The sequence below is a fragment of the Draconibacterium sp. genome (assembly GCF_041583095.1).
GTDB lineage: Bacteria > Bacteroidota > Bacteroidia > Bacteroidales > Prolixibacteraceae > Draconibacterium.
In genome coordinates this window covers 1-11,386 of sequence record NZ_JBFHGM010000170.1, presented here as the reverse complement: position 1 = coordinate 11,386, position 11,386 = coordinate 1, and the positions used below count along the sequence as shown (strand labels likewise).

General features: G+C 41.9%; 11 protein-coding genes. 9 read left to right on the top strand and 2 right to left on the bottom strand.

The genetic code is table 11. The features are described 5' to 3' along the window. The 8 genes from ABZB17_RS15130 to ABZB17_RS15095 all read left to right on the top strand — a co-directional run. A partial coding sequence (locus ABZB17_RS15130; protein ID WP_372651223.1) for an FtsW/RodA/SpoVE family cell cycle protein occupies nucleotides 1–1,231 on the top strand: 1,231 nt, incomplete at its 5' end. Between the two features lie 77 nt (nucleotides 1,232–1,308). Beyond that, the gene (murG, locus tag ABZB17_RS15125) at nucleotides 1,309–2,415 is read left to right on the top strand and encodes an undecaprenyldiphospho-muramoylpentapeptide beta-N-acetylglucosaminyltransferase (RefSeq protein ID WP_372651221.1); all 1,107 of its coding nucleotides are present in this window, start codon (nucleotides 1,309–1,311) and stop codon (nucleotides 2,413–2,415) included. A 1-nt stretch (nucleotide 2,416) separates the two neighbouring features. Further along, nucleotides 2,417–3,805 (top strand): UDP-N-acetylmuramate--L-alanine ligase, encoded by a 1,389-nt coding sequence (gene murC, locus ABZB17_RS15120; protein WP_372651219.1) that lies wholly within the window; start codon nucleotides 2,417–2,419, stop codon nucleotides 3,803–3,805. After that, on the top strand, nucleotides 3,802–4,554 hold the full coding sequence (locus ABZB17_RS15115; protein ID WP_372651217.1) for a cell division protein FtsQ/DivIB: 753 nt from the start codon (nucleotides 3,802–3,804) through the stop codon (nucleotides 4,552–4,554). Before murC ends, ABZB17_RS15115 begins: the two co-directional genes overlap by 4 nt. Before the next feature lie 2 nt (nucleotides 4,555–4,556). Continuing rightward, nucleotides 4,557–5,840 (top strand): cell division protein FtsA, encoded by a 1,284-nt coding sequence (gene ftsA / locus ABZB17_RS15110; RefSeq protein ID WP_372651215.1) that lies wholly within the window; start codon nucleotides 4,557–4,559, stop codon nucleotides 5,838–5,840. An 11-nt stretch (nucleotides 5,841–5,851) separates the two neighbouring features. Then, the gene (ftsZ, locus tag ABZB17_RS15105; protein ID WP_372651213.1) at nucleotides 5,852–7,207 is read left to right on the top strand and encodes a cell division protein FtsZ; all 1,356 of its coding nucleotides are present in this window, start codon (nucleotides 5,852–5,854) and stop codon (nucleotides 7,205–7,207) included. Between the two features lie 33 nt (nucleotides 7,208–7,240). Further along, entirely contained in the window at nucleotides 7,241–8,620 is a 1,380-nt protein-coding gene (gene ftsZ, locus ABZB17_RS15100) for a cell division protein FtsZ (protein ID WP_303923472.1), read from the top strand. A gap of 17 nt (nucleotides 8,621–8,637) precedes the next feature. Further along, a complete protein-coding gene (locus tag ABZB17_RS15095) occupies nucleotides 8,638–9,087 on the top strand; it encodes a GatB/YqeY domain-containing protein (RefSeq protein WP_372651211.1) in 450 nt (149 codons plus the stop codon). Nucleotides 9,088–9,154: 67 nt separating this feature from the next. Here ABZB17_RS15095 and ABZB17_RS15090 read toward each other — a convergent pair whose 3' ends face one another. After that, nucleotides 9,155–9,478: a hypothetical protein gene (locus tag ABZB17_RS15090; RefSeq protein WP_045032193.1), complete on the bottom strand. Its 324-nt coding sequence runs from the start codon at nucleotides 9,476–9,478 to the stop codon at nucleotides 9,155–9,157. 491 nt (nucleotides 9,479–9,969) lie between these two features. Beyond that, a complete protein-coding gene (locus ABZB17_RS15085) occupies nucleotides 9,970–10,407 on the bottom strand; it encodes a peptidylprolyl isomerase (protein ID WP_372651209.1) in 438 nt (145 codons plus the stop codon). A 564-nt stretch (nucleotides 10,408–10,971) separates the two neighbouring features. Between ABZB17_RS15085 and ABZB17_RS15080 the strand changes: the two genes are divergently transcribed. Then, nucleotides 10,972–11,386: O-methyltransferase (locus ABZB17_RS15080; protein ID WP_372651207.1), on the top strand; the 415-nt coding region annotated here is incomplete at its 3' end.

Sequence of the window (11,386 nt, the reverse complement as noted above, 5' to 3'; positions counted from 1 at the left end):
ATTTGTAATGCAACATTCCATTCTGAAATTATTTAAGGGCGACCGCGTGCTTTGGATGGTGCTGATGCTGTTATCGGTGTTGTCGCTGCTTATCGTGTACAGTTCAACGGGTGCATTGGCCTATCGTGTGGCTCAGGGAAACACCATGAAATACCTTTTCCGCCAGGTGGTGTTTTTAGGGGCAGGAATTGGGGTAATTTTGCTCATGGTGAATGTGCTGCCCATAAAGTTGTACTCAAAATTGGCATGGTGGGTTTTGCTGGCCAGTATCGGATTTTTACTTTTTTCCATTGTGATGCGCGGAACGTCATTCGTTTCTTCCAGCGGGCGTACACTTAATTTCTGGGGAGCTACTTTTCAACCGGCCGAGATGGCGAAGATTTCACTGGTCTTATTTTCTGCTAAAATTTTAGGAAAACGCCAAAAAACAAAAGGCGATTTGTGGGAAGCATTTAAGAAGATAATATTTTATACGGCTATTGTCTGTGGTTTGATTTTTATATCCGATTTCTCAACCTCGGCATTGCTTTTCGCAACAATTATGACCATGATGTTTTGCGGCCGAATTCCATTAAAATATTTGTTCTCGCTTGTAGGTGTGGGAATTGCGTTGGTGGTAACGATTTACTTTACTGCCGATCTTTTACCGGATAGTATTGGCCGTGTGCACACCATAAAGGGGCGAATCGAACGGTTTATTAATCCTCCGCCACCTGAAGCATCGCAAGGAATTACACAGGCCGACTATGCAAAACTGGCCATTTATTCCGGCGGAATTTTGGGAAAAGGCCCCGGCCATTCTGATGTAAGTAATTACATGGCTGCAGCATATAACGATTTTATTTTTGCCATAATTGTTGAAGAATATGGTTTGTTGGGCGGCATTGCGGTAATCATGCTTTTCCTGATTTTCTTTTTCAGGGGAGTGGTGATCGTCAGGCGGGCCACGCGAACGTTTCCGGCGTTTATGGTTATTGGACTAACATTGGTACTGGTTTTTCAGGCCATGATAAATATAGGTGTTTCAAGCGGAGCGTTACCGGTAACCGGACAGCCGTTGCCGTGGATAAGTTTGGGCGGAACATCGTTGTTGTTTACTTCGCTGGCTTTTGGGTTGATTCTTAGTGTGAGTCACCAAAATCAGAAGGACAAAGAAGTAGTGGAGCAGCCGATTATGATTAAAGCTCCTGACGAAGATTACGAAATAGAAAACGATGCAGTCAATGACTGAAATAATAAGTGAGTAACATTGAAGCATAAATGAATTTTTATCTCACCCAGGATAGGGGAATATAAAGATTGCAATAGATGAGACAAAAGATAAATAGAGCCATAATTAGCGGAGGTGGTACCGGAGGACATATTTTTCCGGCGCTTGCCATTGCCAACGAAATTAAAAAGCGCAACCCTGACGCTGACATTTTATTTGTTGGTGCCGAAGACCGGATGGAAATGGAGAAAGTGCCGGCCGCCGGTTATAAAATTATTGGCTTGCCTGTGATGGGATTTCCGCGGAAACCCAGCATGAAAGTATTTACGTTCTTTAAAAAGTTGCGTCAAAGTTCGAAGCTGGCTAAAAAGATTGTGGCCGATTTTCACCCGGAAGTAGCTATTGGAGTTGGCGGTTATGCGAGCGGCCCACTGTTAAGGGCAGCTGCAAAAGATAAGGTGCCTTGTTTAATTCAGGAACAGAATTCATACGCCGGAATCACCAATAAACTACTAAGCAAGAAAGTTAATTCCATTTGTGTGGCTTACGATAAAATGGAGCGGTTCTTTCCGGCAGAAAAACTGATTTTTACAGGAAATCCTGTTCGTGAAAATTTGACCGAAAAACAAAATAGAAAAGAAGCGTTTGAGTTTTTTAAAGTAAGTGAGGAAGATAAGATTGTATTAATTGTTGGCGGTAGTCTTGGTGCACGTTCGGTAAACCAGGCTGTGCTGAAAAATATAAAGGAAATTGAAGCTTCGGGAATTCAGGTAATCTGGCAGACCGGGGCGTATTATTACGATAAAATTCAGGAAGACCTGAAAGAAACAAAACCGAAAAATCTGCAGATTCACAAGTTTATAACTCGTATGGATCTGGCCTACGAAGTGGCCGACTTGGTGATTTCGAGAGCAGGAGCAGGAACAATTTCGGAGTTGTGTTTGGTTGGAAAAGCTTCGGTGCTGGTGCCGTCGCCAAATGTTTCGGAAGACCATCAAACTAAAAATGCGATGGCTTTGGTAGAACAGGATGCCGCATTAATGGTGCGCGATGATGAGATTAACGAGAAATTATTTCCGTTGGCTTTCGAGGTGGTAAACGACAAAGATCGTTGCAGCACGTTGGCAGCAAAAAGTAAAGAGTTGGCCAAACCTGATGCTACCAAACAAATAGTTGATGAAGTAGAAAAATTAGTGAGACAATAGAATGGACAACATTCAGAAAATAAAGAATGTATATTTCCTTGGAATCGGAGGAATAGGGATGAGTGCGCTGGCCCGGTATTTTAAATTTTCGGGGCGCAATGTGGCAGGATACGATCGCACACCAACAGCATTGACAGACGCACTTCAGAATGAAGGGATCGATGTGCATTTTGATGACGATATCCGGAATATTCCGTCGAAATGGAATCCGGCAGAAACCATTGCTGTTTACACACCGGCTTTGCCCGACGAGCATAAGGAGCTGAATTGGTTTAAAAGCCAGCCAATTGGTTTATTTAAGCGGGCGAAAGTGCTCGGGATGATTTGCAACGAACGTAAAGGAATTGGTGTTTCCGGTACTCACGGAAAAACCACGACAAGTACTATCGTTACCAATATTCTGAGTAAAACAGAACAAGGATGTGGCGCATTTTTAGGCGGCATTTCAAAGAATTTCAGGAGTAATTTGGTACTTCCGGAAAACGATTCGCCATGGATTGTTGCAGAAGCTGATGAGTTTGATCGTTCGTTTTTACACCTAAAACCACAATTGGCACTGGTAACTTCGGTTGATGCCGACCATTTGGATATTTACGGCGAAAAAGAAAAGATCGTTGAGTCGTTTGAGAAATTTATTTCGCAGATCCGTCCTGACGGAAGTTTGGTGCTAAAAGAAGGAGTAGAATTGGATACTTCGAAAACCGAAGCTAAAGTTTATTCTTATTCATTAGAAGGTAAAACTGATTTTGTCGCACTAAATCTGCAATTGAATTCAGAAACGGGATTTTATTCCTTCGATTTAAAAACTCCGGATGGAATAATTGCCAACTGCAAAATGAATTATCCGGGGCTGGTTAACGTAGAAAATACGATTGGAGCCAGTGCTTTGGCCTGGTTGGCGGGAGCATCGGCAAATGCTATAAAAGCAGGTATTGAAGATTATGAAGGTGTTGCGCGTCGTTTTGATATACGCTACCGATCGGAGAATCGGATTTACATCGACGATTACGCACATCACCCGGCAGAATTAGAGGCGTTTATAACTTCGGTTAAGGCCTTGTTTCCCGAGAAAAAAGTAACCGGAATTTTTCAGCCTCACCTGTTTTCTCGAACCAAAGATTTTGCGCCTGAGTTTGCACAAAGTCTGGATTTGCTGGATAAAGCTATTCTTATTCCGCTTTACCCGGCCCGCGAAGAGCCAATTCCCGGTGTTTCATCAGCTATCATTTACAAAGAAATGAAGCTGGAGAACAGGATGCTGGCCGAGCGTGATGAGGTATTGAAAATACTAAAATCAGACCCGAACGAAATTGTGCTAACAATGGGGGCCGGCGATATAGACCGGATGGTGGAAAGTATAATTGAACTGTTGGAAAGTAAAGAGAAATGATAAAGAAGTTTGCAAAAATAGGCGGTTTGTTGGTGTTGCTGGTGTTTCTGCTGGTAACACTGGCATTTACTTCATTGAAGTATAATCACGTCAATTGCAACGATATTCAGGTGAATTATAACCCTGAGGAAGTAATAAAGGTGAATCGTGCTGAGCTGGTAAACCTGGTGAAATCGATCGATAAAGATATAATTGGGAAGGATTTTGACAGTGTAAACACGGTGCTGATTGAAAAGGCGGTAGAAAAACACGAAGCAATTTTAAAAGCCGAGGTTTATAAAGTTGTTACCCGAACTGATAGTGCCACTTTTAGGGGTGTGCTAGCCATCGATTTGAAACATCGGAAACCGGTGATACGCGTTTTTTCTGATAAAGGAAATTATTACCTCGATGAGTTTGGTGGGAAAATTCCGGTGTCGACAAATTATGCGGCAAACGTGCTCGTTGCCACCGGAGATATCAGTGAAGAGTATGCAAAAGGAAGACTTTTGCCATGTGTTTTATGGATAGAAAACGATGAATTCTGGAATGCACAAATTGAGCAGATTCATGTGCAAAAAGATGGCGACGTGCTGTTGATTCCGCTTGTTGGCGACCATACCATTGAGTTTGGAACGCTGGAAAATTACGAGGAGAAGTTGCGGAATATGAAAGCTTTTTACAAGCAGATTATGGCAAAAAATAATTGGAATAAATACAAAACGATCAGTTTAAAATATAAAGATCAGGTAATAGCAAAAAGAAGGTAATTATGGCTTCAAGAACAAATCTTTCAGTTGTTATCGACATGGGAACCTCAAAAATGGTTGCGCTTGCAGGCCAGGCAACTGCCGAGGGGAAAATGGAAATACTGGGTACTGCCCAGGTGCCGTCGAAAGGCATAAAAAGAGGAATGATTTTTAATCTTGCTGACGCAACGGAGTCCATCACTGCAGTGTTGGAACAGTTGGATGTACAGCTCGAAGACGAAATCACGGTTGTTGATGTGGCGTACGCCGGAAAACGTATGCGAACCATCGATTACAAGGCTTCGCGTTTTACAGGCGAGGGCGGCGTGGTAACCAGTCTCGATATTGACGAGTTGTATAATGAAGCGAAAAACCTGAAGATTAAAAATGATTACCGTATTCTGAAAGTTATTCCAACTTCGTTTATTATAGATGATGAAACGGAGGAATTAAAACCTGTTGGAGCCACAGGGAAAAAGATTGAAGCCCGTTACAAGCTGGTGATTATGCCTGATCAGGAATACCAGATTCTGAACCGCGTTTTGGAAAGTGTTGGTGTTGAGCTGGGCGAAGTTTTCCACTCGTCGCTGGCACTGGCAGAAGCCGCGCTTTCAAAGCCTGAAAAGGAAATGGGTGGTGTGGTACTCGATATTGGTGCAGGTACTACCAATCTGGCTATTTACTACGAAAACGCACTGGTACACACGGCTGTAATTCCGTTTGCCGGAGCAGTTATTACCAACGATTTAAAAGTGGGCTGTTCTACATTTCTTGAAAAAGCAGAGTTGCTAAAAGTGCGTTACGGGCAGGCTTTAGGCGACCAAATTAAAACAGAGGATACCGTAACCATTGCCAAAAATAATGGCTGGGAACCAAAAGAAATTACCATCCGCAGTCTGGCGTACATTATACAGGCACGTTTGGAAGAGATTGTAGATTGTGTAGTTGCCGAAATCGAACGATCGGGAGTAGCCGACCGTTTGGGAACCGGAATAGTTTTGTCCGGTGGAACCTCAAACCTGGGGCACATCATCACACTGGTAAAATTTCATACCGGTTTGGATGCACGCAGAGCACACCCGGTAATCCTTCCTGCAAACCGAAGGGAAGAAGCAAAAAAACCGGCATTTCTAACTGCTTTGGGAGCGTTAAAACTTTCGATAGCTCAAAATGTTGGAGAAGAAAGAACATTGCCCGAGCCCAAAGTACACCGGAACGGACGTGGTTTAATGACCAATGTTAAAGGAGCTTTGCAAAGTGCGATCAACTTTTTTGGCGACGACAACGATGACTTGGAATTCAATTAAAACAAAAAGATATGACCGAAGAATTAGCAAATTTTCAATTTCCGAAGGCAGCATCATCAATTATTAAAGTAATTGGAGTTGGCGGTGGTGGTTGCAATGCGGTCAATCACATGTTCGAAGAGGGAATAACAGGTGTTGATTATATCATTTGTAATACCGATTCGCAAGCCATGGACAATAGTCCTGTGCCGATTAAAATTCAGCTTGGAACCACATTAACAGAAGGGCGGGGTGCCGGAAATAAACCCGAAAGAGGAGCCGAGGCTGCCCGCGAAAATTACGAAGACCTGAAAAAGGTGCTGGGTGATAATACCAAAATGTTGTTTATCGCGGCAGGAATGGGAGGTGGAACCGGAACCGGAGCAGCTCCTGTAATTGCAAGCCTGGCACGCGAACTCGATATATTAACCATTGCGGTGGTAACCATTCCGTCGCCGGCCGAAGGAAACAAACGCCGTGCACAGGCACAGGAAGGTATTGATAAAATGGCCGAATTTGTCGACAGTATGCTGGTGATCAGCAACGACAGGCTGCATCATATTTACGGCGATTTGCCCGCAAGTCAGGCCTTTAAAATGGCCGACAATATTGTGTCAACGGCTGTTAAAGGAGTTGCCGAGATAATTACCGTTCACGGAAATGTAAACATCGACTACACCGATGTGGAAACGGTGATGCAAAAAAGCGAAGTATTCATTATGGGTACCGGTTTTGCCACAGGCGAAGGCCGTGCCATGGAAGCCGTGAATGCAGCCCTGGAATCGCCATTATTGGATAGTAACGATATTTTCGGAACAAAAAATATACTGCTGAATATTATCTCGGGAAGTGAGGAGATCAGAATTGGAGAGATTGGTGAAATTATCGAATCGCTGCAGGAAAAAGCCGGTCAGGATGCCGATATTATCTGGGGTAATGGCTACGACGAGCGTCTTGGCGACAAAATTAGTGTAACTATTTTGGCTACCGGTTTTGATACCAATCCCAACAAAGAATTGCAACCCGAAAAGGAGGTGCAAAACTTTAATCTCGACGATGATTTTGAAGATTCTGTTGCCGAACAGGAACCGATGAATGAAACGGCAGAAACAATTTATTCGGATTTATACGAAGAAAAACCATACGAGCCAGAGCCGGAAGAGGAAGAAACAATAATGTTTGTTCCTCCGCAACCAAAACCAAAAGCAAAGCCAAAATCCAAATCAACGGGATTTGGCTGGAAGTCAAAAGAAAAGACCAAAACCAGGGAAAAGGTCGAGAAAAAGAAAGACGAGCCTGTTACTGAATCGAATATCGATAACTGGTTTTATAAAAATTTTGGCAGCAAGATTTTTAATGACGGTGATGAAGATCAACCTCTTGATTAATAACGACAAAACAGGGTGAAGAAAATGGAAGATATGGCTGATTTTGTAATGGAAAAAACTCCTGGTGCCGCGATTAAGGTAATCGGCGTTGGTGGCGGTGGCGGAAATGCTGTAAACCATATGTTTAAGCACGGTATTCGCGATGTGGATTTTGTTATCTGCAACACCGATGCGCAGGCTATGGAGGCAAGTGCTATCAGAACCCGGGTGCAACTGGGTGCGTCGTTAACCGAAGGGCGAGGAGCTGGTAATAAACCAGAAGTGGGCAGGCAGGCGGCTATTGAGAACATCGAGGATGTAAAAAAGACCTTGTCGGAAAATACCAAAATGGTATTTGTAACTGCCGGTATGGGCGGTGGAACCGGAACCGGAGCTGCTCCTGTTATTGCACAGTGTTGTAAAGAGCAGGGATACTTAACTGTGGCTATTGTTACCATTCCGTTCCGAAACGAGGGAAAAAGACGTATAAAACAAGCCTACGAGGGAATTAAAGAGCTGGCTACTTATGTCGATTCGTTGTTGGTGATCAATAATGAGCGTATTCGCGAAATGTTTGGCGATTTTGGAATTTCGGAAGCCTTTGCGAAAGCCGACAATGTTTTGTCTACCGCAGCAAAAGGAATTGCTGAAATTATTACCGTGCCCGGATATATAAATGTTGACTTTGCCGATGTGGAAACCGTAATGCGAAAAAGCGGAATGGCGGTTATGGGAACCGGCGTAAGTGACGAAGAAGACCGGGCAGAAGATGCTGTGAGAAAAGCCTTAAACTCGCCTTTATTGAATGACAATGAAATTCGCGGAGCACGAAATATTCTGGTGAACATTAACTCGGGAACTAAGGAAGTTACCATGGATGAAGTTGGCCGGATTACCGATTATGTGCAAAACATGGCCGGTTTTGATGCCGATTTGATATGGGGAAATGGCACCGATGAAAGTTTAGGTGATAAACTGTCGGTAACGGTTATTGCTACCGGATTCCCGACCAGTATTATTTCTGAATTGTCGGAGCAAAGCCAGCGAAAAGTGGTTTCGCATACACTTGAAAAAGAGTCGGTATCGGTAACCAAAAATGAGCATTTCGCGGAGCATAAAAACGAAGATAGCAGAAGTCAGTCAACTTTTGAATTTAACGTGGAGAACAAAAGCGTCAACGACGACGATGAATTTGAATCGTTGTACCCGATCACTTCGCGCGAAAGAAACAGTGCGGAAAAGGAAATTGACCTAAACGATTACGCCAACCTGAGCGACGATGATGTGGATGAGCTGGAAAATGTGCCGGCATTTAAACGCCGCAATATTCGGATAAACGATCCGAAATACAAACGCGACCGTTCGGGATATTCTGTAAACCGCGACAACCGTATTTCAGACAGAAACAGTTATTTACACGATAACGTAGATTAATAAAAAAATTGAATGTTATGGCAATATTTGATCAAATTAACGATGACATAAAAGCAGCCATGAAAGCCCGTGAAAAGGAAAAGCTGGAAGCTTTGCGTGGCATTAAAAAGGTAATGCTTGAGGCACAAACTGCAAGAGGTGCCAGCGACGTTTTGGCCGATGAAGATGCATTGAAGATTATCGCTAAACTGGCAAAACAAGGTTCCGATTCGGCAAATATTTACAAAGAACAGGGGCGCGAAGATCTGTACGAGCAGGAGATGAAACAAGTGGCTATTTTTGAAAGTTATCTGCCCGCAAAAATGTCGGACGAAGAGCTCACGGCAGCTGTTAAAGCCGTTATCGAACAAGTTGGTGCAAGCAGCATGAAAGACATGGGTAAAGTAATGGGAATTGCTTCGAAGAAACTCGCCGGCCAGGCCGACGGTAAAGATGTAGCCGATAAAGTTAAAGCTTTATTAGCGTAGCAAACGAAACGTTCAATACGAAAATAAGAAAGCAGGTTTGTAAATACATACCTGCTTTTTTTATGTTTTAATCTTCCAATTGATCCGCTACGTGGTCGAGGTCCGAATATTTGTCTTCGTAATCTTGTTTAACCTCGTCTTTTAAGAATCCGTCATCATCGTAATCGTCGTCCTCGTCAACAAGAGCAACGGCTTCGTTTTCGGTCATTCTTAACATGTAATATTTGTCTTCCGTTTCAAATGGTAAAACCGTAATTTTCTGACCGGTTTTATCAAAAAAATGGATAAGGTTATCAGCAAAACCATCTGCATATATTAGCTTAATTTGCTCTTGTAAATCCTTATCAAGTTTGCTGTAATCCTTAATTACCTTCGGTTTATTATTTGCCATTTTTGTACCAGTTAAGATTGTGAAAAATAATTTTAATAAGTCAAAAGATTACTGGTTTTAATCTTTGCTTTAGTTCGAGTTTACTTCTTTATTACACGAACAAATAAATAGGATGGAAACGACATTTGCAATAGCTAAATCATAAATTTTTCAATTTTAATAACTAAACTTTTCGAATCAAAAAGTTGAATAATGGAGGAGGGGTGACTAATAATTGTTTTTAAAATACCGTTGTGGTGTGATGCGGTGGTTGTGTGTTGTGTAAGGTGGTGTTAATGAGAAGTGTGCATGTGTTTGTGCATATTTTTTTAATTTATTTGAATAGTACTGAAACACAAATAAAAACAAAACCTTGTAATTTGAAATGTTTAGAAACGAGAAAAGAAGGGTTAATTGAAGACCATAATAAACCTGTAACAAAATAGTTTGGGAAATTAGGCATAAAAAAAGGGAGCCTGTAAATGGCTCCCTTGATCTTATCTTTGGTGAAACTATTCTTCCGAGATAATTATTTTTTCAATTTCATCACCCTGGCGGATGTCGTCGATTACATCAAGACCTTCAAAAACGCGTCCGAAGCAAGTGTGATGACGATCGAGATGTTGCGTGTTTTCACGGTTGTGACAGATAAAAAACTGCGAGCCACCTGTATTTCTTCCTGCGTGAGCCATTGATAAAACACCTTTGTCGTGGTATTGGTTGTTTCCGTCGGTTTCGCAATCAATTGAATAGCCTGGTCCGCCGGCTCCGGTTCCGTCCGGGCATCCTCCCTGGATAACGAAGTTAGGGATCACACGGTGAAAAGTTAGCCCGTTATAAAAACCCGATTCCGCAAGCTTGATAAAATTGGCAACAGTTCCCGGAGCATCTTCTTCGTAAAACTTAACTTTCATTACTCCTTTTGAAGTGGTTATTTCAGCTGTTTTCATTCGTTTATATTTCTAATTTATTACGTAACTCATGTAACTCGCATAAAGATTTTCATGTTTTGAAAAGCTTTTATCATGCTCGTTTTATTCTAAAAAATTTTAATTCGGCACAAATGTAGAAAAAAAGAACAATTTTCATAATGACCTTTTCGCAAGGCATTGAATGTAATCGGGTTAGAAGGCGTTTGAGATATGCTAAAAGGTTGAGGAGTAGCGATGTTTACAGAAAGTTATAAAAAGAAAGAAGGAGACTCAACAGTCTCCTTCCTAAATGTTAACCCCCAAACACACAATATGGGATGAATCCCAAATGCATTACAAATATATGTTTTCTCAAGCATAAAAAAAACTAATACAAAATAATTTATTTTTTTATCTATGGATTTAGATGATTTGATACGTTCGTAATCGAATACATGAAAATTATGTTACGCCTAAAATCGTAGGATCTTTAAATCGACAGAACTATTTTAGAATACGCCGAAATTCAAAAACCTTAATTTTTTCTTGGAGAATTTATTATCTTGGTTGCTTTAAAGCCAATACTGATTTCAATTTACGATAATGAAGTACCGACTATTTATGCTATGCTTATTGGGAGTTCTGGCTGCATTTACCGCTTGTGCCCAATATCCTGAAACCGAAAATTCCCTCGACAAAAAGGTTAAAGTTTTTCTTGAGAAAAACGCCAGCGAATGGCGCGATATGAATGTTCCTTTAACAGATGGGAAAATTCTTTACGATATTATTGTTGAAAATGGCTACACTTCGGCCGTTGAAATCGGAACGTCAACCGGTCATTCTGCCATTTGGATTGCGTGGGCATTGAGCAAAACCGGAGGAAAGCTAATAACTATTGAAATTGATAAAACCCGCTATTTGCAGGCCAAGGCGAACTTTCGTAAAGCCGGTGTTTTAAAATATATCGATGTTAGACTGGCCGATGCACACCAGTTGGTGCCCGAGTTAAAAGGAGAGT